The 22,864-nt window shown below is 48.1% G+C and carries 18 protein-coding genes; 10 read left to right on the top strand and 8 right to left on the bottom strand.

Annotation, left to right across the window (positions count from 1 at the left end):
* Window positions 1–49 precede the first annotated feature (49 nt).
* Window positions 50–964, top strand: coding sequence for a cysteine synthase A (gene cysK, locus HP570_RS07305; protein ID WP_173625311.1), 915 nt, complete (start codon window positions 50–52; stop codon window positions 962–964).
* A gap of 15 nt (window positions 965–979) precedes the next feature.
* Window positions 980–2,143, top strand: a complete 1,164-nt coding sequence (locus tag HP570_RS07300) for an FAD-dependent monooxygenase (protein WP_173625310.1) — start codon at window positions 980–982, stop codon at window positions 2,141–2,143.
* Between the two features lie 58 nt (window positions 2,144–2,201).
* Here the strand turns inward: HP570_RS07300 and HP570_RS07295 are convergent, their stop codons facing one another.
* Complete coding sequence (locus tag HP570_RS07295) at window positions 2,202–3,386, bottom strand: amidohydrolase (RefSeq protein WP_012685443.1); 1,185 nt, start codon at window positions 3,384–3,386, stop codon at window positions 2,202–2,204.
* Between the two features lie 241 nt (window positions 3,387–3,627).
* Here HP570_RS07295 and HP570_RS07290 point away from each other — a divergent pair, with 241 nt between their 5' ends.
* Window positions 3,628–4,956 (top strand): sensor histidine kinase, encoded by a 1,329-nt coding sequence (locus tag HP570_RS07290; RefSeq protein WP_173625309.1) that lies wholly within the window; start codon window positions 3,628–3,630, stop codon window positions 4,954–4,956.
* Window positions 4,957–5,032: 76 nt separating this feature from the next.
* On the opposite strand, the gene HP570_RS07285 is transcribed toward HP570_RS07290, so the two are convergent.
* Together HP570_RS07285 and HP570_RS07280 are read right to left on the bottom strand one after the other, a co-directional pair.
* On the bottom strand, window positions 5,033–6,220 hold the full coding sequence (locus HP570_RS07285; protein WP_173607155.1) for an MFS transporter: 1,188 nt from the start codon (window positions 6,218–6,220) through the stop codon (window positions 5,033–5,035).
* 125 nt (window positions 6,221–6,345) lie between these two features.
* The gene (locus HP570_RS07280) at window positions 6,346–7,104 is read right to left on the bottom strand and encodes a TrmB family transcriptional regulator (RefSeq protein WP_012685447.1); all 759 of its coding nucleotides are present in this window, start codon (window positions 7,102–7,104) and stop codon (window positions 6,346–6,348) included.
* A gap of 396 nt (window positions 7,105–7,500) precedes the next feature.
* Here HP570_RS07280 and HP570_RS07275 point away from each other — a divergent pair, with 396 nt between their 5' ends.
* The 6 genes from HP570_RS07275 (at window position 7,501) to HP570_RS07250 (ending at window position 13,600) form a co-directional block, all read left to right on the top strand.
* Window positions 7,501–9,762 carry an immune inhibitor A domain-containing protein gene (locus HP570_RS07275; protein ID WP_173625308.1) on the top strand — a complete coding sequence of 754 codons (2,262 nt, stop codon included), beginning with the start codon at window positions 7,501–7,503 and terminating at the stop codon, window positions 9,760–9,762.
* Between the two features lie 199 nt (window positions 9,763–9,961).
* Window positions 9,962–10,792, top strand: a complete 831-nt coding sequence (locus HP570_RS07270; RefSeq protein WP_012685449.1) for an electron transfer flavoprotein subunit beta/FixA family protein — start codon at window positions 9,962–9,964, stop codon at window positions 10,790–10,792.
* Window positions 10,789–11,811 carry an electron transfer flavoprotein subunit alpha/FixB family protein gene (locus HP570_RS07265; protein WP_173607152.1) on the top strand — a complete coding sequence of 341 codons (1,023 nt, stop codon included), beginning with the start codon at window positions 10,789–10,791 and terminating at the stop codon, window positions 11,809–11,811. The genes HP570_RS07270 and HP570_RS07265 overlap by 4 nt, the downstream gene beginning before the upstream one ends.
* Complete coding sequence (locus tag HP570_RS07260; protein WP_012685451.1) at window positions 11,804–13,099, top strand: FAD-dependent oxidoreductase; 1,296 nt, start codon at window positions 11,804–11,806, stop codon at window positions 13,097–13,099. The genes HP570_RS07265 and HP570_RS07260 overlap by 8 nt, the downstream gene beginning before the upstream one ends.
* Window positions 13,099–13,395, top strand: coding sequence for a ferredoxin family protein (locus HP570_RS07255; protein ID WP_012685452.1), 297 nt, complete (start codon window positions 13,099–13,101; stop codon window positions 13,393–13,395). The genes HP570_RS07260 and HP570_RS07255 overlap by 1 nt, the downstream gene beginning before the upstream one ends.
* Window positions 13,396–13,411: 16 nt before the next feature.
* Window positions 13,412–13,600 carry a hypothetical protein gene (locus tag HP570_RS07250; RefSeq protein ID WP_064200905.1) on the top strand — a complete coding sequence of 63 codons (189 nt, stop codon included), beginning with the start codon at window positions 13,412–13,414 and terminating at the stop codon, window positions 13,598–13,600.
* Between the two features lie 36 nt (window positions 13,601–13,636).
* Here the strand turns inward: HP570_RS07250 and HP570_RS07245 are convergent, their stop codons facing one another.
* The 5 genes from HP570_RS07245 to HP570_RS07230 form a co-directional block, all read right to left on the bottom strand.
* Window positions 13,637–14,026, bottom strand: a complete 390-nt coding sequence (locus tag HP570_RS07245) for a M67 family metallopeptidase (RefSeq protein ID WP_217364557.1) — start codon at window positions 14,024–14,026, stop codon at window positions 13,637–13,639.
* Window positions 14,027–14,048: 22 nt separating this feature from the next.
* A complete protein-coding gene (locus HP570_RS29355) occupies window positions 14,049–14,231 on the bottom strand; it encodes a hypothetical protein (RefSeq protein ID WP_217364556.1) in 183 nt (60 codons plus the stop codon).
* Between the two features lie 83 nt (window positions 14,232–14,314).
* Window positions 14,315–19,018: a hypothetical protein gene (locus HP570_RS07240; RefSeq protein WP_173625307.1), complete on the bottom strand. Its 4,704-nt coding sequence runs from the start codon at window positions 19,016–19,018 to the stop codon at window positions 14,315–14,317.
* Between the two features lie 151 nt (window positions 19,019–19,169).
* Complete coding sequence (locus HP570_RS07235; RefSeq protein ID WP_041749331.1) at window positions 19,170–20,372, bottom strand: BMQ_0737 family morphogenetic spore coat protein; 1,203 nt, start codon at window positions 20,370–20,372, stop codon at window positions 19,170–19,172.
* 108 nt (window positions 20,373–20,480) lie between these two features.
* Entirely contained in the window at window positions 20,481–21,365 is an 885-nt protein-coding gene (locus HP570_RS07230) for a glycosyltransferase family 2 protein (RefSeq protein ID WP_173625306.1), read from the bottom strand.
* A gap of 136 nt (window positions 21,366–21,501) precedes the next feature.
* Here HP570_RS07230 and HP570_RS07225 point away from each other — a divergent pair, with 136 nt between their 5' ends.
* Complete coding sequence (locus HP570_RS07225; protein WP_173625305.1) at window positions 21,502–22,863, top strand: hypothetical protein; 1,362 nt, start codon at window positions 21,502–21,504, stop codon at window positions 22,861–22,863.
* Window position 22,864 lies beyond the last annotated feature (1 nt).

The raw sequence follows: 22,864 nt of genomic DNA, 5'->3' as shown, positions 1-22,864 counted from the left end.
TATTACTAAGGGATAATGACATGAAGGCATATTTTCCAGGAGGAGTACGATGAGCGTCTACCAGAACATTACCGAATTGATTGGAAACACGCCGATTGTTCGACTGAGGCGCATGGTTCCTGAAGGAGCAGCAGAAGTTTTTGTGAAGCTGGAGAAATTCAATCCGTCAGGGAGTGTGAAGGACCGCGCTGCCTACAATTTGATTTTGACGGCTGAGCAAGCAGGACTGATTCAACCGGGGGATACGATCATAGAGCCAACGAGCGGCAATACCGGAATCGGCTTGGCGATGAATGCCGCAGCAAAAGGCTATCGTGCAATTTTGGTCATGCCTGATAATATGTCGAAGGAACGGATCAATATATTGAAAGCGTATGGGGCAGAGGTTGTCTTGACTCCGAGCGAGCTAAGGATGCCGGGGGCGATTGCCAAAGCGCAAGAGCTGCAAAAAGAGATTCCGCGCAGCTTTATTCCCCAGCAATTCGAAAATCAGGCGAACCCGGACATTCATCGAACGACGACAGCTAAGGAAATTTTTGCGCAAATGAATGGTCGACTGGATGCTTTTGTCGCCACAGCTGGGACGGGAGGAACGATTACCGGAACAGGCGAAGCGTTGCGCGAAAAGCTCCCGGAGCTGTATATCGCTGTCGTTGAACCAAAAGGCTCCCCGGTTCTGTCTGGCGGAAAGCCTGGTCCACATAAACTGGTGGGCACGAGCCCCGGTTTTGTTCCACAAATCCTCAATACAAGCATTTATAATGAAATCATTCAAATCGCAGACGAAGACGCCCTACAAAGCATGAGGCAGCTTGCAGCGTTGGAAGGGATTCTCGTCGGCCCTTCATCGGGTGCCTCGGTCTTTGCTGCTATCACGATTGCCAAAAGGCTCGGAGTGGGGAAGCGAGTCGTTTGCATTGCGCCTGACACGGGGGAGCGGTATTTGAGTATGAATCTTTTCTAATGAGGAGAAAAGGCGATGAGCAACGAAAAACACGCGGTGATCCTCGGGGCAGGCTTGAGTGGGCTCGCAACTGCGCTTGCTTTGAAGCAAAAGGGCTGGCAAGTGACGCTTTATGAACAGGCAAAGGAGCATAAAGGCATCGGCGCTGGAATTGTTTTGGCTGCCAATGCCATGAAGGCATTGGATAAGCTGGGAGTTGGACAGGAAGTACGCGAACTTGGGGCAGCTGTCCGTTCAGCACGGATTCGCGACTGGAAAGGAAATTTGTTAGTCGAGCTGCCCGTCGCGGAACAAGCAGAACGGTACGGGGCTGACAGCTACTTGATTCATCGGGCTGATCTACAGCAGGCTCTTTTGGCGAAAATCTCGACGCATGAATTGGTTTTAGGCAAGCAGTTCGTTTCATTTTCTCCAGAAGAAGAAAGAGTTCATGCCGTTTTTGCAGATGGGTCACGTACACATGGGACGATTCTGATCGGAGCGGACGGGATTCACTCCCGTGTACGGAAGAGCTTGTTCGGTGAAGAGTTGATGAGATACTCCGGGTATACGGCGATTCGCGGAATTGCTACTTATCAAGACCCTCGTTATCCACTGGAATCAGGGGGAGGCTTTGAAGCATGGGGCAAGGGAATTCGTTTCGGATTTTCCCATATCGGCAACAATCGAATACACTGGTTTGCCGCCATCAATGCACCTGAGGGAGAACAAGATGGGCCGATGGGACGGAAGCGAGAGACTTTGCGCCGACTGGACGGCTGGTATGAGCCAGTACGTGCAGTGATTGAGGCGACAGAGGATGCAGCCATCTTGCGGCATGATATTTACGATCGTACACCACTCAGGAAATGGAGTGAGGGGCGGGTTACATTAGTGGGCGATGCGGCACATCCGATGCTGCCGAATCTGGGGCAAGGAGCGGGTCAGGGAATGGAAGACGCACTTGTGCTGGCCAGATGCCTGGCAGATAACGACACGGACTCGGCTCACGCTTTGCGCATGTATGAAGAGATACGAAAGAAGCGAGCGAATGCGATTGTGAAAGGCTCCCGCTTGATGGGGGCAGTCACCCAATGGGAAAATCCGCTCGCGATCGCGGCTCGTCATTTCCTGCTAAAAACGATCCCTGCCCGTATCCAGAGCAGAAGACTGGACTGGATTGTCGGACACGAGGTGTGAATACGGCGGCAGAAAAAAGGCAAGGAGCATGAGGCCCTTGCCTTTCGACTTTTTCCGCTTATTGATGACGTGCCTGATAGGCAAGCAACGCTGCAATGAATAACTGACCGGTTTGAATCATGGAGCGCTCATCGACATCGAATTTGGGATGATGATGCGGATATGTCGCTTGAATCTCCGGATTGCGTCCACCGACCATGAAGAAGGTAGCGGGGCGCTCTTGGGCAAAGTAAGCAAAATCCTCTCCGCCCATGCCAGGTGGGATTTTCAAGACGCGCTCCTCACCAAAAATACGTTTGGCTTCTTCTGCAAGTAGCGGAGTTTCTGTCTCATCGTTCCAAGTAGCGGGGTAGCCGCGTTGGTACATGATTTCGCAAGTAGCGCCGACTGCCTGGCAGCTGGCTTCCACGATACGTTTCAGAGATTGCTCGACGGCTACTCTTACTTCCTCGTCATACGTGCGGACAGTCCCCTTGAGCCTCACTTGATCAGGGATGACGTTGAACGCTTCGCCCCCGCCCACGAAGGAGCAAACAGACAGAACGACTTGTTTCAGCGGATCTACCTGACGGCTGGCAATCTGCTGCAAATTCATGACAACCTGACTGCCCAATACGATTGGATCAACGGAGGTATGAGGATAAGCACCGTGTCCACCTTTTCCGTACAAAACGATTTCGAAGCTGTCTGCTGCTGCTGTAATGTAGCCATGACCGATTCCGACAGTGCCTACGGGAAGTTCGGAGGCAACGTGTGCGCCATACACAACATCGACTCCTTCGAGACAACCCGCCTCCACCATGGCTTTGGCGCCACCGGGTGGCAGCTCTTCCGCGAACTGATGCAGGAATACCACATTTCCTGGGAGCTCATCGCGAAACTCGCTCAACACTTGTGCGACTCCTAAAAGTCCGGAGGTATGTATATCGTGACCGCACGCGTGCATGACGCCTGGAATGCGGGACTTATACGGTACTTCTTTTTCATCATGGATGGGTAAGGCATCGAAGTCAGCGCGCAACGCAACTGTTTTTCCTGGCTTTCCACCCCTCAAGAGACCGACAACACCCATACCACCGACACCTGTTTGTACCTCTATACCAAAAGAAGCCAGCTTGTCTGCTACTTTCTTCGCTGTGTTTTCCTCCTGAAAGGAAAGCTCGGGATACATATGCAAATCACGTCTGAATGTAACAAGCTCTGGATAAATCTCCTGTAGCCGGGCAAACCATTTTTCTTCCATCGAACCCACTCCTTTTTCCTAGGGAAAGAGATTGGTATTTCGTATTCGCCTTATTATAAAAATATTCCGAATCATAATTCAATGTATGATTTCGATAACTATAATGAAGCTACATTCATATTATGTAGACATTTCCAGTAGAAATCTCTAGAATATTAGAGAGACATGTTCAAAAAGTCGTGTTTTTAGTACAACCAAATAAACAAAAGACGACTTTTTGCACAGATGGATTGAGGAGATTATGACGAGTACACACCCAAAAAACCCCAGAGTTCTAATCATTATGCTCGTTTCTAGCATCCTTGTTTTGATCTTGACTTGTGTAAGCATCGCGATTTCTTATTTCAATACGATTCAATCCGTCCGACTCTCCATTGCGAATCAAAGCATGAAAGCTGCCTCTACAGTAGCAGACAGTCTAGATGTTGACGCGTATCAGGAGTTTTTACGAAATCCGGTAAAAGGGACCCCCGCCTATAATCGAATCGAACAGCAATTGAATCAAGCGCGTGAGCAGTTCGGTCTGCTGTATTTATACACGATTCAAATCAGTGAAGACAGGCAGAGTGGTCGCGCAATGATCGTCGCAAGGCCTCCAAATGCGAAGCAAACTTTTGATATCGGTATGCCTATTGTTCTATCTTCTGAGCACATTCAAATGATTTACGAAGGATCATCAGCGTACTACTCAGATATTATCAGGGATCCAAATTACGGGGTCTACTTGTCTGCTGGCGCGCCGCTTAGAGATAAAGAAGGAAGAATCATCGGAATCATCGGAGTAGATACAGACGTAGCCATTGTCGAGGACATTGGAGATGATGTCGTTCGTAGCAGCATTCCTGTTTTTGCGATTCAAGGTTTGTTTGTCGTCGTACTGATCTTCCTGGTTCTTTGCATGGAACGCTGGTACCAACGTGCCATCAAGGCAGCAGTTGACGAGACGGAAGAAACCTATCAGGATGAATTGCGCTCAGTCATTTGTTCGATGCGCTCCATACGCCATGATTTCGTCAATCACATGCAAGTGCTCTACGGTTTGATTGAATGCGGCTATTATCCAAAAGCACGAGATTACGTGCAGTCGTTGCTGAAAGAAACCAAGCTTTTGGACCTCACCGTGAGGTTTGCGAATCCTGCCTTAATGGTATTGCTTCACACCAAATGGGAGCAGGCTAAATCCAAACAAATCGTGATGCAATTTGAAGAATGTTCTGATCCAATCGATAGCATTCCTTCCATTGATCTGATCAAAATTTTATCGAATCTTATTGATAATGCAATTGAAGCGGCTGAATTAGCGGATGGGGAAAAGCGAGTCAGCATTTATTTTTGCTGTGATGAAGAACACGTTATTTTCCGAGTTGAAAATACAGGCCCGGAAATAACGCCAGAACAACGTGCACGTATTTTCGAGCGTGGCTATACAACGAAAACAGAGAAACAATATGGCTCGCGTGGAACGGGTCTGACGATCGTAGATGCAGTCGTTCACAAGTACAGGGGGAAAATTGAGGTTTGGTCTGAGCGGGGAATCACGAGATTTACCGTCTGGTTGCCAGTGAAATAGGCTCATAACAAAAATGATTCAAGGATGATAAGAAAAAGCCGTCAAACAGTTGGCGGCTTTTTGCTTTTGCGAGTCTCTATGCATGGTGTCCTGGCGCAGGCTGCACCACTTGGTTTTCCTGTGCATGAAATGGACGTGAGATCGAGTAGAAGGCAAATCCGAATGAAATCAGGACGAACACGGCTCCAATCCAAGGCGTGTAGATGACGGATGACCGTTCGACAACGAGGCCGCCAGCCAGAGAGCCAAGGGCGATACCTAAATGCTGGGCAGAAGTATTCAAGCTCAATTGAATATCCGCAGTAGCAGGTGAGCAGGAGATCAAATAGTTTTGCTGCGCTGGCGAAATAGCCCAGCTAAGCGCACTCCAGATGACCATGATCGGCAAGAACAAATAAAGCGAGCCTGTAAAAAACGGAAGGACACACATGATCAAGCCGAACACTGGGATGATGAACAGTATGCTTTTGGTTGCTCCCCATTTATCTGCGATCCAACCGCCAATCCCACCGCCAGCAACGGCTGCAAGCCCAAACAAGAGATAAATCCAGCTCAGTGTCGTTCCATCGACATTCATCGTCGTTTGCAGATAAGGAGTGAAGTATGCATACAGCGTCAAGTGACCTGTCAGCATTAACAAAACGATAAACAAGGCGCTGAATAGCTTGCCGCTACGGAGGGTAGTCATTTGATCACGCAGCGGAATCGGCGGTGCGGTTTGAACTTTTGGCAAAAACAAGAGGATAAAAATCATCGCGACAATACTCAGAGCTGCAATGAGCCAAAAGGGGGCACGCCATCCGAAGGCATTCCCCAGAGCCAGTCCAACAGGGACGCCGAGTACGAGCGAACCGCTAATCCCCATGAAAATAACCCCAATGGCGCGGCCGCGATAAGCAGGTTCCACAAGATTCGTTGCAATTGTAATCGACAGCACAATCAGGATGGAGCTACTTGCTGCGCTCAAGACGCGCGCCGTCATTAATACAGCGTAGCTCGGACTAAGTGCAGCGAGCACATTACTCAGGAAAAAGGCTGCTAATGCATACAAGTATAGCTTTTTACGCTCGACGCGCCTTGTAACATGCAGGAGCAGAGGAGCAGCAATGGCAAAGGCAAGCGAGAAAATGGTGATTAATTGTCCGGCAGCGCTAATCGATACCTGAAGATCACGAGCAATCAGATCGAGCGTACCACCGATAATCAATTCCACCGTACCTACGACAAAGGTAGCAATCGCTAAGATGAAGACACGTGGATTCAAGACAATAGCTCCTCTCAAGTAAAAAAGGTTACTACCATAATAGTAACCTTTTTATTCTTGTGCAACTAGAAAATTCTCCATATAAATAGAAAAGACTCCGGCAAAAAGCCAAAGTCCAGGGATTATCAGTATCGGAGACGGATGATCATCTTGCGGATTTCTTCATCGTCAAACAGTTGATCCACATATTTTTGGGTGATTTTTGTCAGTGCGACATCATGGTAAAAAGAATCGGCAAAAAATTTGACGAACGGTTGACCGCGTGTCTTGATCGCATGCCAGCCTGTGTCCTCCTCACCTGCAAAAATCATTTCATCTTGGTCCACTACGATTAGCTGATAGCGCTCCAAGCCTTGATGCTCTTGCACCGGGATAAAGGAATGAACACAGGAAAGCGTGGTGTAAATCTGCCCGATCACCAAGGCTTCGATCTCGACGCCTTCCTTTTCTTTCTTCTCAAGTAGGGAGACATACTCTAAAAAATCATCGGACCAGGCGGAGATACGAATAGACCGAGTCGCTCGTTGGATCAGTTGTTTGCATTCTGCGCGAATCGATTCGTCAACCTTCAGGCTCCAGACTCGGTCATCACGTACGGTTTTATGAGATAGGGAGCTGGTCAATTTTTTGACGTCCGTTTGAAATTGGCGGGTCAGCTTTTCTACCAGGCTATCCAGAGGAAGGGCTGTATACCGCTTCTTCTTTTCCGAGATGGTGTCAAGGACCATCCCCTTTTCTACCAGACGATTGAGTACCTCGTAAATTTTGGCCTTTGGCACCCCCGAATGCTTCACGACCATTGCAGCATCGAGAGGCTCGCCGCTAGACGCCAACGCTTCATAAACTTTACTCTCATACAGAGAAAAACCAAATGTTTGTAGCATCAAAATCCTCCATGGAAAACACGAGCATTTTTATTCGATCGTACCGATAATCGAGGTGTTTTGCAAGAAAGAGGAGGGGCGAAAGGAATATTTTATCGAAAATTATCGGGTTTTTTCGACATAATTCGACGAAATTCTTGTAGGTCCTTAGGCAGTAGACATACCAAGCATATATCAAATAGAGACCCTATGTGTAAATGATCAGCCGAAAATTCGGCACTTGTTGCAAGTAGGTCGATAGCCTTATTGAGCAATTTCTTTTGAACGTGAAGGTTTTTTTGTCGAAGGAAAAAATTTGGCAAAGATTACGTATCGCGTAATAATTAAAAATAGTCGGAATTGGGGGTTTAATTTTCCGATGCATCACAAATAGATAGAAAAAGAGGGTGAACCGCAGTGAAGAAAAGCAAAAAGCTCTTATCCGTTTTATTTTCCTCCTCACTCGTGCTCAGTACTTTCGTGGCTGCACCTGCAACGGGTTTGGCCAAACCAAAAGAGGACAAGCATGATCTGCATGTAGATTTGTCCACTATTAACCTGGATCGACTGATTAAAGGGTTAATGGAGCAAGGAATTATTGATGAAGACGCCGATCAGGAAGAGATTGACGAGGCGTTGCTCGAGTACTTCGAAGACAAAAAAGTACCGCACGGCATTGATGAGTCGTCTTCTTACGGTAAGGAAGCGAGCAGAGGACAGCAGGCAGCATTGGCTGATGCTGTGCAGAAAATAGCTGAGATGGAAGACGGCGATGAAGTGCGTGCTTCCAAGCGTCTACATACCGATAACATCGTTGTCGCTCTTGTCGAGTACCCTGACCGGGAGCATAACCAGCTGCCAAAAGTGAGTGACTCGCTTTGGACGGAAGACTTCAACGAAAAGCATTACAAAGAAATGCTGTTTGATCAGGAGGGGTACAAAACTCCTGAAGGAATCGGCATGACAACAATGGCGAAATACTTCTATCTGCAATCGGGAAGAACGTGGACCGTTGATGGTGTGGTAACGCCATGGCAAATGGCAGAGAACGGCTACAAGTATTATGGAAGGAACTCCAAGGCTGGTGACGATTCCAATCCGCGCGATCTGGTAATCGAGACCTTGGCGGCGGTTGGGGAATCCATTGCTGGGAAAGAGGAATTGTACGATCAGCGAGATCCGTATGATATCGATGGTGATGGAGACCTAATGGAGCCGGATGGCAATCTGGACAACCTCATGCTCGTTCATGCGGGGATCGGAGAAGAGACAGGGGAAGATCCAGATGCGATCTGGTCTCACCGTTGGACTTTGAAAAAACCGGTGGAAATTCCTGGAACAAGCCTCAAGGCATTTGATTACATGATCCAGCCTGAAGATGGCGCCCCAGGTGTATTCACTCACGAATACGGACACAATCTCGGTTTGCCAGACTTGTATGACACGACAAGAGCCGGAAAAGATTCGCCAGTAGGCGCTTGGTCCCTCATGTCGTCCGGTAGCCATACAGGTAAGGTCTTCCAAACAGAACCTACAGGCCTTGATCCTTGGTCCAAAATGGTTCTACAACAAATGTTTGGCGGCAACTGGATTGCTCCGACTGTTCTGGACTACAAAGATGTAGAAAAACGCAAGAAAACGGTTCAGCTCATTGATGCGAGCAGCATTGAGAAAAACGGAAAAGTCGTCAAGCTGAATATGCCGAAAGTTGAAAAGAAACCGCCGGTTGAGCCAAAAGATGGTGGCTACGCATACTTCTCGGATGAAGGAAACAAATTGAACACCAAAATGACTTCCGATGTGATCGATTTGACTGGGGTCAGCTCCGCCACGATGAAATTCGACTCATGGAGAAACATTGAGGAAGGCTATGATTACCTCTCCGTCAATGTAATCGATGCGGATACAGGTGAGAAAAAAGAAGTGCAGAAATTCGATGATGTAACAAAAGGCTGGGACAAAGAAGAAATCAGCCTGAATGAGTTTGTCGGCAAAAAAGTGCAAGTCGAGTTTAACTATGTGACGGACGTCGCTTACGTGTTGGACGGCTTCTATCTCGATAACTTTGAAGTAGAGGCAGATGGGCAAGTTATCTTCGCGGATGATGCAGAGGGTGAGAAGAAGTTCAAGTTGGATGGCTTCATCCACTTCGATGGAAAAGGCAAAATGTACGATTCGTACTATTTGGTTGAGCTTCGCTCTCACGAAGGAATTGACGCTGGACTGAAGTACTTCCGCCGAAATGACTCCTTCTTCACGTATGATCCAGGTATGGTGATCTGGTACTTTGATGGTCGCTACGAAAGAACACGTGATAACAATACGAGCCAGCATCCAGGCTACGGCTTGCTCGGTGTAGTAGATGCCCATCAGGAAGTACGTTACTGGAACAATGATGAGGGTAACAAAAGCGCAATCGCAGACTCCCGCTATCAGGTGAACGATGCTGCGTTTAGCTCGAACAACACATCCGGTATGGATCTGGATTACATCTATGGAACGATGAAATACGATCCGTTGAAAGGCGTTAAGGAGTTTGACGACAGTGATGACTACTCGATGCCAGAAGTACCGGAAGTCGGTAAAATCCTGCCGCAAATCGGTTTGCAAATCAAACTGAAAAGAGCTTCCAAGAAGTTCACGGATGCTACGGTTGAGTTCTCCATTGACAAACATTAATGAATAAGTCAAAAGACGCCACACAGCGCCAAGCTGATGTTTGGCGTCTTTTTCGTTTCTCTGATTACTGGTCTAAGCTCGGCTGCATCGAAATAGGCTATAACAATGAACGACAAGCTGCCCGAACTGATTGCGCGTAAGAAAGGCAACCTTTTGTACAGGCATAGGAATCGCGCCCGGCAGCAAGGGGGGATCAATCATGCTGCATATTGTCGCTTGCATTAAGCAGGTGCCGGACACCAAAATCATCAAGATGAATCCGAAGACGAATACGATGGATCGCGCCAGTGCACCAGCTATTCTTAACCCGTATGATGCACATGCGGTAGAAGAAGCCGTTCGGTTGAAAAATCGATATGGGGGTGTGGTCTCCGTCGTCACCATGGGACCGCCGCCAGCGGTGAAGGCCATTCGGAAGTGCATCGAGATCGGAGCAGACGCAGGCTATCTGGTAACGGATCGTGCATTTGCTGGAGCAGACACATTGGCAACCAGCTATGCGATTACCAAAGCCATCGAGAAGATTGCAGAAAGCCAGCCAGTCGACCTCGTCATTTGCGGAAAGATGACCATCGACGGTGATACGGGACAAGTCGGACCAGGAGTCGCCAGACGGTTGGACATTCCGCCGCTTACGTGTGTGAAAAAAGTAGTAGAGATAAACAAAGAACAAGGTTACGCTATCGTGCATCGAAAGCTGGAGGATGGTTATGAAGTCATCCAGTCGACCTTGCCTTGTTTGTTTTCTGTGGAGAAGGAGATTAATGAGGTACCGTATTCTCCGCTGCCCAACATGCTTCGAGCTGCTAGGTATAATCCTGTTGTTTGGTCCGTCGATGACTTGGGGGATATCGATCGGACGCAGTTAGGTCTGAAGGGCTCTCCTACCATTGTTGCAAAAGTGTGGCCCCCAGAGAAGCCAAAGGGTGGCGAAATGCTCGAAGGAAGCGTCAGCGAGCAAATCGCACGCTTGATGGAAGTTTTGCACGATAAACAGCGATTGTTTCGGGTGAAGGAGGAGCAGATATGAATCTGGATGATTTTCGTGGCATCTGGGTGTTTTTAGAGGTGAGTGATGGCCGTATCGCCCCAGTATCACTCGAGCTGTTGGGGGCGGGAAGACAAATGGCTGACAAGCGAGACGTGCCGCTTGCTGGCTTGTTAATCGGAGATGGAGTTAAGGAGTTGGCCCACACGGCGTTTCCCTTCGGTGCGGATCAAGTGTATGTATACGATCAGAAGATTTTTCATGAGTACCGTACAGAGTCCTACATGCGAGCTGTCATCGAATGTGTCCAAAAGCACAAGCCGGAAATTATCTTGTATGGGGCGACGTCCACGGGAAAAGATTTGGCTAGCGCTGTTGCGACGGATTTGGAGACAGGGCTGACCGCCGATACGACCATGCTCGATGTGAACGCGGAGACAGGATTGTTGGAGGCGAGCCGTCCAGCGTTTGGTGGTAACATCATGGCGACGATTTTGTGCAAAAAACATCGACCGCAAATGGCGACCGTTCGCCCAAAAGTCATGAAAGCGCTTGAGCCAGACGAGTCACGTACAGGAGAGATCATCGAGGAAACCATGGAGCTGCGTGAAGAAGACATTCGCACAAAAGTACTGAAAATCGTCCGGGAGACGAAGGAAAAGGTGCGGTTGGATGAGGCAGATGTGATCATCGCTGGCGGTAAGGGACTCGGAAGCAAGGAAGGCTTTGCGCTTATTCATCGCTTCGCAGAACGAATCGGGGCAACCGTCGGGGCCAGCAGAGATGCGGTGGAAGCTGGCTGGATCGGTCATGAACATCAGGTCGGACAGACGGGAGTGACGGTCACGCCAAAAATCTATTTTGCCATCGGCATATCAGGAGCTATCCAGCATTTGGTCGGCATGCGTAACTCAGGATTGATCATTGCCATCAATAAAGACCCGAATGCACTCATCTTCCAGGCTTGTCACTACGGTATTGTCGGTGATGCTTTTGAAATTGTGCCATTGCTCATGGAAGCATTCCAAAAGGAGCCGGACAAGGAGGTAACGTATGGCTGAGAAATTTGATGTAATCATTGTCGGAGCAGGCCCGGCTGGAACAGCTTGTGCTTATACGCTTGCCAAAGCGGGTGTAAATGTACTGTTGATGGAGCGCGGGGAATATCCGGGTTCCAAAAACGTCATGGGAGGTGTTTTGTATCGCAAAACGATGGAAGACATCATCCCCGAATTTTACAAGGAGGCGCCTGTTGAGAGACCGATCGTCGAACAGCGATTCATGATGCTCGATAGGGAATCAGCCATCAATTTCAGTTATAAAGGCATGGAGTGGGCCCAGGAACCTTATAACAATTTCACGGTGCTGCGGGCGAAATTTGACCAATGGTTTGCAGACAAAGCTGTGCAGCAGGGAGCACTTTTACTTAATGAGACCGTGGCTTTGCAGTGCATTGTTGAAAATGGCAAAGTAGTCGGTGTGAAAACAGATCGACCGGATGGGGATTTATACGCAGATGTTGTCGTTCTGGCAGACGGCGTGAACTCCTTGCTGGCGAAATCGTTAGGGTTTCATAAAGAGTTTCGTCCAGATGAAGTAGCGCTCGCTGTCATGGAAGTACTGAAACTGGATCGTAAAATAATCGAGGATCGCTTTAACCTAGAGGGCGATCACGGTTGTACGATTGAAATTTTCGGAGATTCGACCAAAGGGATTTTGGGGACGGCTTGGTTGTATACGAATAAGGACAGCTTGAACATTGGGGTAGGGACGATGCTGTCGGGTCTGATCAAAAATAAGATTAAGCCGTATGAGTTGTTGGACTATGTAAAGAATCATCCGATGATTCGGCCGTATATCCAAGGGTGTGAACAGCAGGAATACTTGGCGCACCTGATTCCCGAGGGAGGCTATCGTTCCATTCCCAAAATTGTCGGCAATGGTGTCCTTGTCGTAGGAGATGCTGCCCAGCTCGTCAATGCGATCCATCGAGAGGGATCGAATATGGCGATGGCATCTGGTGTCATGGCGGCGGAAACGATCCTGGCGGCAAAAGAGGCGGGGGACTATTCCGAAAAAATGCTCGACGGATACCGAATCAATCTGTTGAATAGCTTTGTCGGTCAAGATTTGAAAAAATACAAGGACGCAACGCATCACTTTGAAAAATTCCCGCAGTATTTCGAACAGTATATTCCAATGATGAACAAAGCGGCGAGTCAGATGTTCACGGTTGATGGCAGCTCGAAATGGAGCAAGCAGAAGAAAATCTGGAGCGACCTCGGCTCCGCGAAGGACAAATGGAAAATGGCGCGTGACTTGATGAATGCGTGGAGGGTGATGAAGTGATGCAGGATATACCGAAGGGCCAGTCAATCGAGGAGAAACAGTATCTCGTGCGTTTCAAAGCGGATACGGAGTCACATCTGCATGTGCTCTCTGCTGATGTTTGTGCGACGCAATGCCCTGATAAGCTCTGTACCATCTTTTGTCCTGCGGAAGTATACAAATGGGAAGAAGTGCGGATGCACGTCGGTTACGAAGGATGTCACGAATGTGGGAGCTGCCGTATTGGTTGCCCGTATGAAAATATCAAGTGGGTGTATCCGAAGGGTGGACACGGAATCATCTTCAGACTCGGGTAATGGGCGGCGATAAGCGGTGATACAAGTAGGTGATCTGGTCATATATGTAAAGGATGGGGCAAAGGGAGTCGTCATTCATATGGAGGAGGACCGCTTCCAGATAATGTGGGAAGATGATTTTGTCAGCTGGGAGAAAAGGGAATGGCTGTTGCCCAGTTCATTGGAACAAAGCGATCTTCCAAAACAGAAAGAACAGCAGGAGTAGATTCCCGCTGTTCTTTTGTTTTGAGGAATTTGATCACTAGTTACGGACTGTATAAGGATACATCCGAGCAAAAGACCCCTCAATTCGAAAACAGCCGAGAACTGGTTGTGGAGAAGCGAGTGAAACGATGAGATACGCGACCTCCGGGTAGCGACAGTAAGCAATATCTTCAGGTGACGGAATGGGAGGTGCAGTAGGGTGGGAGTGGTAGATCCCGACCAAATGCTCCCCGCGCAACGCCATTTCGTGGAAAACGTGTTGAATCTGCTTGGGGTCCATAGCGAAGGCGACCGGGCTTTTCAACGTATTTTCCATTCGCCAAACCTTCTGTGCACTTCCATTTCTACCGGAGAGCAATCCACACGTTTCATTTGGTCGTTTCTCCAGGGAATCTCGGATGATCTCATCCCAGACGGTACGGGTCATGGAAAAGGGGGGTTCTGAAAGATTAGCCCTGCCAACGCCTGCCGCAGCAGCCTCCGCTTGTTCTAGTCTGGACGGACGGTTGGACTCTATGAACCGGACCGGATTTTGGCAATGGCGATCGCGGCATTTTCGATGGGCGCTGGGCAGGTTGGACTTGATGTTGTTGACGTTGATGATACAGTGCACGCATTTGTTCAGGGGTCATGGTTTTTCCTCCCTTTCTGGACTGTATTATGTTGTATTCAGGTTAGATTCACATGGTAACGGCTCTTGCACATTTTCACTTTTTCAACGAAACGGGTTGAATTCGTTGGCATTTTTGGGATAGGGCATCTGCATTTTTACTGGTGTGGAAGATGAAGATAACTGTTGAGTGGAGGGATCAGAGCTTGGCATGAATTGGGTGTTTGGGTGGAATTGGGCGCTTGGTTGAAATTGCGTGTTTGGCTGAAATTGGACATTTTGCTGGAGTTGACTGAAGGCTTTATTGGATCGAGCTTCTTTTTGCGTGAATTCCTTGATGATTTGCTTGTATTTTTCTTCGTTGTTTTGGTGTTCTTTCACCATGTTTTTAAGTCCGGTTATCGTCTTTTTCAACACTTGCTCCTGGGATGTAAGCTGCTCAATGGTTTTTTCCTTTTCTGTTAACAGAGAGTCATATTTTTGGGTTGTTTTCTCCAGTACTTCGTTCCATTTATTTTTTTGAAGAGAGACGTTCGAGAGCTTTTCATCGGTTTCCTTGGCTTGTTGCTGAAAAGCTTTGATACGATCCTGTGCATCGGTTAATTGCTGTTGAGCTTTTTTTAACTCCGAATGGAGACTCTTAACAGTGTTTTGTGTTTGTTGGATTTCTTCGTCGCGTTGTTGGATGCTTTGCTGCAATTCTTGCTCATGCAGGGAATGCGATTCGGCCAGCTTTTTATAATCGGCGACGAGTTGATTTTTCGTTAACCGGGCTGCTTCCAGCTCAAGCAGAGCTTCCGTTAATTGCTGAGAAGTCTCTTCGTGCTTTATTGTCCAACTTTGCTCGAGATCTATTGCTTTTTGCAACATCTCACGGCGAGTGGCTTCTAGCTCTTGCTCTTTCGTGCGTAAATCTTGTTTTTGCGCTTCGAGTTCTTGTTCTCGGGTGTAAATGTCTTGATTCTGCACTTGTAGCTCCTGCTCCTGGGTTTGCAGCCCTTGCCTTTGAGCTTGGATTTCTTGCTCCAAAGAGAGTAGTGCCTGTTCTAGTGTGTTTAGTTCTTGCTCCCGAGTAAGCAACTCCTGTTCACGAGTGTGTAAGGTATTCGCTTGAGCGTGCAGCTCCTGCTCTTGGTTGTGCAGTTCTTGATCTCGGGCGTTCAGCTCTTGTTTCATCGTGAGTAGCTCTTGCTCGTGGGAGTGGATTTCCTGCTCATGAGAGAGAAGCTCTTCCCCGCGAAGCTGCAGCGCTTGCTCTCGGGATTGAAGTCCTTGTTCGTGAACCTGTAGTTCTTGGCTCTGCGTTAAAAGTGCTTGCTCCTGAGAGAGGTTGGCTTGTTCCCAATCCCGAAGCCCCTGTTCATGGCTCTTGAGCTCTTGTTCTTGAACCTGCAAGGCCTGTGCATGAGCATGTAGTTTTTTTCCTTGGGCCTGGAGCTCTTGTTCAACATCGTTTAGTTCTTCTTCACGTGCTTCAAGGTCTCGCGTCCGCTCGAGAATTTCTTGATCTCGGGCCTGAAGCTCTTGTTTGAAAGCGAGCAGCTCTTGTTCTTTTGTCTGGAGGTTATGATTCTGAGAGTGAAGTTCTTGCCCGCGCGTTTGTAGCTCTTGCTCAAGGGTGTATAGGTCTTGCTCTCGAGCTTGAAGGTATTGCGTCTGGGTGAGAAGCTCTTGCCCTTGAACTTTAAGTCCTTGTTCGAGCTCGAGAAGTTCTTGTTCTCGTGCATGGAGGTCTTGCGTTTGAGAATGCAGCACTAGCTCTTTGGACTGGAGTTGTTGTTCGAGCTCGAGAACTTCCTGCTCCCGTCCGTGGAGGTCTTGCGCTTGGGATTGCAGCTCAAGCTCTTTGGACTGGAGCTGTTGTTCTTTCGTTTGCAGGTTTTGAGCTAGGGATTGAAGTTCTTGTTCCCGTGAGTTGAGGCCTTGCGTTTGGGAATGCAGCTCAAGCTCTTTGGACTGGAGCTGTTGTTCTTTCGTTTGCAGGTTTTGAACCAAGGATTGAAGTTCTTGGTTTTGCGTCTGAAGCTCTTGTTCGAGCTCGAGAAGTTCCTGCTCCCGTGAGTTGAGGCCTTGCGTTTGGGAATGCAGCTCAAGTTCTTTGGACTGGAGCTGTTGTTCTTTCGTTTGCAGATTTTGAGCTAGGGATTGAAGCTCTTGTTCACGTGAGTTGAGGTCTTGCGTTTGGGAATGCAGCTCAAGCTCTTTAGACTGGAGCTGTTGTTCTTTTGTCTCAAGGTTGTGTTTTAGGGATTGAAGTTCTTGGCCTTTTGTCTGAAGCACTTGTTCGATATCGAGAAGTTCTTGCTCCCGTGAGTTGAGGTCTTGCGTTTGAGAATGCAGCTCAAGCTCTTTGGACTGGAGCTGTTGTTCTTTTGTCTCAAGGTTATGCTTTAAGGATTGAAGTTCTTGGCCTTGTGTCTGAAGCACTTGTTCGATATCAAGAAGTTCCTGCTCTCGAGAGTTGAGGTCTTGCGTTTGGGAATGCAGCTCAAGCTCTTTGGACTGAAACTGTTGTTCTTTCGTTTGCAGGTTTTGAGCTAGGGATTGAAGTTCTTGGCCTTGTGTCTGAAGCTCTTGTTCGAGCTCGAGAAGTTCCTGCTCCCGTGAGTTGAGACCTTGCGTTTGGGAATGCAGCTCAAGTTCTTTGGACTGAAGCTGTTGTTCCTTCGTTTGCAGGTTTTGAGCTAGGGATTGAAGCTCTTGGCTTTGTGTTTGAAGCTCTTGTTCGAGCTCGAGAAGTTCTTGTTCCCGTGAGTTGAGGCCTTGCGTTTGGGAATGCAGCTCAAGCTCTTTGGACTGAAGCTGTTGTTCTTTCGTTTGCAGGTTTTGAGCTAGGGATTGAAGTTCTTGGTTGTGCGTCTGAAGTTCTTGTTCGAGCTCAAGAAGTTCTTGTTCACGTGAGTTGAGGTCTTGCGTTTGGGAATGCAGCTCAAACTCTTTGGACTGAAGCTGTTGCTCTTGCGTCTGCAGGTTATGCTTTAGGGATTGAAGTTCTTGGCCTTTTGTCTGAAGCACTTGTTCGATATCAAGAAGTTCCTGCTCTCGTGAGTTAAGGTCTTGTGTTTGGGAATGCAGCACTAGCTCTTGGGACTGGAGCTGTTGTTCTTTCGTCTCAAGGTTATGCTTTAAGGATTGAAGTTCTTGGTCTTGTGTCTGAAGCTCTTGTTTGAGAACGTGAAGTTCCTGCTCACGTGAGTTGAGGTCTTGTGCCTGAGCGTGCATTTCTAGTCCTTGCGCTTGTAACGCTTGTTCAAGACTGAGAAGTTCCTGACGCCGTGCTTGAAACTCTTGAGTCTGAGAATGCAGCTCAAGCTCCTTAGCCTCGAGCTTTTGCTCAGTAACAAGCAGCTTTTGTTCTTTGGTCTGCAGGTTATGTTTTAAAGATTGCAGTTCTTGGTTTTGCCCGTGCAACTCTTGTTCAAAACCGAGAAGTTCCTGCTGCCGTACTTGAAGCTCTTGTGTCTGAGAATGCAGATCTTGCTCCTTAGTCTCGAGCTTTTGCTCAGTAACAAGCAGCTCTTGTTCTTTGGTCTGCAGGTCATGTTTTAAAGATTGCAGTTCTCGGTTTTGCCCGTGCAACTCTTGTTCAAAACCGAGAAGTTCCTGCTGTCGTGCTTGAAGCTCTTGTGTCTGAGAATGCAGCTCCAGCTCCTTAGCCTCGAGCTTCTGATCTGTGGCAAGCAGCTCCTGTTCTTTGGTCTGCAGGTGATCCGCTTGCGTATGCAGTTCTAACCATTCGGTCTGAAGCTCTTGTTCAAGACCGAGCAGTTTCTGCTCCCGTTTTTGTAAGTGTTGCGACTGAGAGTGTAGCTCCTGCTCTTTCGTCTCAAGGCTACTCGATAGGGATTGCAGTTCCTGCCCTTGCCCCCGCAGCTCTTGTTCAAGATCGTGCAGCTCCTGCTCGTGAGCTTGGAGACTATGCTCAAATGCGTGGAGGTTTTGCTCGCGCACCTGTAGTTCTTGTTCTCGCATCTGTAGCTCCTGCTCCCGCTGCTCCCAATTTCCGCTTGCTACTGTAAGCTGCTGTAGGTTAGAGAGTGTTTGCTCTTCCCGTGCCCGTGCATCCTCCAACTGCTGATTCAATGATTCAATTTTGGATAGTTGCTCGTGCTGTCTTATCTGCGCACTCTCAAACTCTTCATTTGCATGATCCAAAGCTTGTTTCCATGTAAGTTGTTGCTGCTCCAGATGCGCGATCATGTCTAAATGCTGCTGGCGTTCATGCAGGATCTCCTCGATTTGACTCAGCTGCTGCTGATCTTGCTCGTGTAACGCCTTTTGCCAGTGTGCCTCTTTTTGTTCGTAGCTTTGTACTTGCCGCTGGAGCAAATCAATGTGCTCGCGCAAGTGTGCTTCCTGGGCTTGATGTTTGGACATGATTTCTTCCAGTCGTGGACCTTTTCGTTGTTCTCTGATCTCGGTTTGCAAGCTCTCAATTGAACGCTTTAGTTTTGCCTCTGTTTCCTGGTGGTCGGTTATGGCATTTTCGCGTTGTTTCAAGAGATGTTCGTAGTAGTCGAGCTTGCCCTTCATTTCTTGAAGCATGTCTTGTGAATCGTTCAAGCGCTGCTTCCATTCGGCCCCTTTGCTGTCCAAATCGTGGAGGTTCTGGTTCAGATGTTCAAGTTGCTCTCTATATGTTTCGTTTTTTTGGGATGTTTCCTCGATCAGCTTTTGTAGGTGCCACACTTCTTGCATGAGTTGTTTTGTTTTTTCTTCGTAGTAGTGTGCTTGTTTTTTTAGCAGGAGGAGCTTCTCATTTTCTCTCTCTTTCGACTTGTTCGCATTGGAGATTCTCCTTTTGTACACAGTGTTGTCCTCCTTTTACCGTCTGGCTTACCCATATAGACATATGTACGGGGTGGGAATTGGTGCCTGTATTGAAGTGACGGTTCCTCTATAGAAAAAACGGGAGAAGTGGTGGTCTTCTCCCGCCTGATTGGAAACGAATCTTTTTTTCTTATGGAGTGGTAATGACAATATCCCCAAACGTGATGCAATCGGCAACCAGTAATTGTTCGTCCGGAACGACTGTAATGGTGGCGCTGAAGACGAGAACACCAGAAGAGTCGGTGAGTGTGAGAATAATAACGTCTGGCAGGCCGAGTCCTGTTTCGGCGAGTGTCAGAGAGTAGGTCAGGGTTTCTTGTGCGCCTGTTGCTGTGAATGTCCGTACACCAGTACCTGTTACGACCAGACCTGTCACAATTGGCAGGATAGGCAGTACGGTAATGCATGTCGGAGAGCTGATAGTCGTTGGAGAGAAGCTGAAGCTTTGATCGCCAAGGACATCAGGCAGGAGAGCATCAAAGAAGTTAAAGGTAAACGAGCTGCTGGATGGATCGCAGCTTGGGCAGATATCTGCGATGAGCTGGATCGTACCGACGGCAACGGCGAGTGGGATACCAATAGAAATGGAAACGTTTGGTACCAACGCGTTGACGGACGCCTGGCAATCGCAGTTGCGTACTGGGAAGATTGGTGGGCATTGTGGCGGGAATGTAATCGGCGGGCAACGGAAAGATGGCGTTGGCGATGGAATTGGAATGCTGTTTGGACGTGGAGAGCAGAATTTCGCCAATACTTCCAGTTTAACTTCTGCTTCTACTTGGATTTCTACGCAGACAATGACGTCGAGTTGAACCATGCCTCCGAGGAGAACAGTACCGGTCGGTGAGCACTCGAAAGCACTGATTCGGCACAAGATATTGTCCTCGTCAAGCGGTTCAGGCAAGCAGAGAACGACTTCCTGATCGAATTGCACTGTCGTTGTGAATTCGCAGAGAGGCGTTCCGTCTGCGAAAACGCGAACGAGCACAGTGGCTCCGAACACAAAGCGAACGACTCCGACCCGAACAGTGGTCCCATTGACTGTAATGTTCTCGCGGCGAATACTGACGACTCTGCAAGTAGGACCAGGAGAAACTGGCTCAACGCAGGAGAGCGTGATATCTTGCCCAGCACGAATGGCAGCGTCTACCAGAGCTTGACAATCGTCGGGAAGGGCAATCTTGTTTCGGTAGCTGTTCGCTAATACTACCCAGTCATACACCTTATTGACGCGAATGCACTCTTCCTGCAGGTTGTTCGATATAGGAGGAGTTGCTGTAGGCGTCGGTGTAGGGAGCTGGCGACCCATAATGGGCTTCACGTGATGTTTCACCGTAAGAATCCTTCCTTTCCTAGGGAGTTTGCTTTGCAGTTACATACTATGTGGGCAACGGGAGTTTGGCATGTTGAGCATGCGCCTATTTTTTAGGTCACTATCTTGTCAGAAAGGAATTTGGAATTTTTGGAAGAACCAATTGTCGTCGAATTTTCTTTGGGAAGTGTATCGAACACGCTGAGCAGCAGCTCCGCAAGTCAGCACATCATCCGCAATTTCACTCGCATTTGCGTAGAGCACAAGTTTTTTCGCAGCCTCAATCCGCCGCTCGTTAAAATGGCTGTACGCCATTCGAAGCATATTGTAATAAATGTGCTCATGTGCAACTGTGTAAGGGTGAACTTGCCTAAACAAATGCAAGATTTTTACGGATGGCTGGACCATACACGTATACCCAAAGAGCCACATCTTAATGGAAAATTCGATATCTTCAAATCCCCAAATGCGAAAACCACGGTCAAAACCCCCGATCTTCATAAAAGCTTCACGGGTGACCAGGAAGCAACCCCCTGGCAATATCGCAACCGGTGAAGGGCCTGTTGGCTTTGGATACCAGGTGATTTCGAGCTTCTGATTCAGATTTTGCCCATATCCGATTTTATGTGGCTCTGTCATGGAAGCGATTCCGGGAGCAACGCCATCGGCTTTCTTTGTCAGAATGAGCTCCATCATGCGATCGATCCAAAAGTTTTCAAAAGACAGATGGGCATCGCAAAAAATGAAGTAGTTGCCACGGGCATGATTCACACCTAAGTTTCGTGCTGCTGCAGCTCCAATGCCTTCTGTCGTGATTAATTTTATTTTTTCATTCTGCCCTTGGCCTTGTAAAAAGTGACAACCGTTATCAGTTGAGGCATCATCGACTACGATCACTTCATACGGAAACGTGGTTCTTGTATTCAAAAGGGAAGTGATGGTAGAACGCACATTGTCCCCCTCATTTTTGACAGGAATGATAATGGAGATTAGGGGCATTTGTGAGGTGGGCATATGACCACTCCTTTCTGTAGCATCGTATGCGCAAAGCGTTTCTTCGGAACAGTCATCGCCAAAAATGTTCACTTTGGACACTGGGCATTCATACAATATCGCGGACTGACGGAAAGTTTCGTGAGGAGAGATGGGAATGGATGTTGAGGTATATTACAGTGGTCAACGTGGCGGGACCATGCCGTACGCGGCTCTGCCAGCGTTTCGTTTATTTTGCAAGCAAAATGGCTTTCAATTGAAGTGGGATTCGACGAATAAAAGAGTTGACCTGGATTCGGGGTTGAAAGGAAAAGTTTGCGTTCTCTTTACAGGCATATCTTCAGGAGGAGGAACTGCCTATGAGTGGGAGGTATTGGGGAACGTTCAAAAATTTCTTTCTGATAGCGGGATGGAAGTTGTCATTAGCCAAAACAATCCGTCTCTGGCGAAAAATACGGATGTCGCTATACGTTTCAGCTTGAAGGAAATGAGAGTCCTGGAAAAGCCAAGACTGATTTTCTTTCAGTCGGAGGATGAAAAGCGGCAAGACCTGGTCAAGTGTTTGCGTGCAGAATTGCAGCAGTCTGGAATCCCGTGTCACTACAAAGTAACCAAAAACCAAAAGCAACCATTGATCGTTCACATCCAGTTGCAGTTGCCGCTTTTTACGGAAGTGAGCAAGCGTAAGCTCTATGCGGAAAAAATTGCGCTACATTTAGCGTCAGGGGTTTTGGAGTATTTCCAAAATGGATTGCACATTCAACCAATGGCGTTTTTACCACCCACTATTTTAAAGCTGTTTTATTCCACCATGCTCATTACCTCTGACAACGAAAGTCAGCAGGGAGCAGATGAAAAGCCATGGGTAGAGGAACAAAGCACGATTCAGGAAAGTAACCAGTCGAGTGCTGAGGACAGTGACTCAAATATAGAAGGAAACAGTGAATCAGACAGTGAACGGGAAGAGCTGATGATCTTGGCAGAAGAAGAACTGCTGGATCAAGTAGTGACCATTCACCCGGTCGAAGAAGTGCCAGAACAGGTTGAAACGCGTACAGCGGCAGAAGTGTATTTTGATTACACGTTGATTCACTCAGAATCAGCTGAGAAGCCGTACCTGTTGATTGGGACGCTTCAGGTGAAAAATACGGGGAACGTTGAACTGAAAAATCCAATCGTTTGCCTGCGTGTTTCACCTGTCGATTCGATCAAAATGGGAGGCCAGGTATTGCCGCCGAAGCTCGTGGAGACGATGGCCGTGCAAGGTACATCGGGTTTAAAAGGATGGAGATACTTGGAAGACGATTGGTTTGCCCAAGCGATGGAGAGAGGGGAATATTGGATAGCGCCGATCCAGCCTGTAACCATTGCACCGGAATCGACGGAATCCTTCCAGAATTTCCAGATTTCATTTTTGAAACAAGAAGCGGGGAAGGGAATCGTCGTCGAGGGTGTCGTGCTGTGCAACGATCAGACCGTACACTTTTCCGCCAATAACCGGATCGCCGTGTCGTTCTAAT

Source organism: Brevibacillus sp. RS1.1 (assembly GCF_013284365.1).
Lineage (GTDB): Bacteria > Bacillota > Bacilli > Brevibacillales > Brevibacillaceae > Brevibacillus > Brevibacillus brevis_D.
The sequence above is the reverse complement of the archived record's forward strand: the minus strand, read 5'-3'. Positions and strand labels throughout refer to the sequence as shown.

Coding starts and splice junctions, on each gene's coding strand:
- cysK (WP_173625311.1), top strand. CDS start 50: ATGAGCGTCTACCAGAACATTACCGAATTGATTGGAAACACGCCGATT.
- HP570_RS07300 (WP_173625310.1), top strand. CDS start 980: ATGAGCAACGAAAAACACGCGGTGATCCTCGGGGCAGGCTTGAGTGGG.
- HP570_RS07295 (WP_012685443.1), bottom strand. CDS start 3,386: ATGGAAGAAAAATGGTTTGCCCGGCTACAGGAGATTTATCCAGAGCTT.
- HP570_RS07290 (WP_173625309.1), top strand. CDS start 3,628: ATGACGAGTACACACCCAAAAAACCCCAGAGTTCTAATCATTATGCTC.
- HP570_RS07280 (WP_012685447.1), bottom strand. CDS start 7,104: ATGCTACAAACATTTGGTTTTTCTCTGTATGAGAGTAAAGTTTATGAA.
- HP570_RS07270 (WP_012685449.1), top strand. CDS start 9,962: ATGCTGCATATTGTCGCTTGCATTAAGCAGGTGCCGGACACCAAAATC.
- HP570_RS07265 (WP_173607152.1), top strand. CDS start 10,789: ATGAATCTGGATGATTTTCGTGGCATCTGGGTGTTTTTAGAGGTGAGT.
- HP570_RS07260 (WP_012685451.1), top strand. CDS start 11,804: ATGGCTGAGAAATTTGATGTAATCATTGTCGGAGCAGGCCCGGCTGGA.
- HP570_RS07255 (WP_012685452.1), top strand. CDS start 13,099: ATGCAGGATATACCGAAGGGCCAGTCAATCGAGGAGAAACAGTATCTC.
- HP570_RS07245 (WP_217364557.1), bottom strand. CDS start 14,026: ATGACCCGTACCGTCTGGGATGAGATCATCCGAGATTCCCTGGAGAAA.
- HP570_RS29355 (WP_217364556.1), bottom strand. CDS start 14,231: ATGACCCCTGAACAAATGCGTGCACTGTATCATCAACGTCAACAACAT.
- HP570_RS07230 (WP_173625306.1), bottom strand. CDS start 21,365: ATGCCCACCTCACAAATGCCCCTAATCTCCATTATCATTCCTGTCAAA.
- HP570_RS07225 (WP_173625305.1), top strand. CDS start 21,502: ATGGATGTTGAGGTATATTACAGTGGTCAACGTGGCGGGACCATGCCG.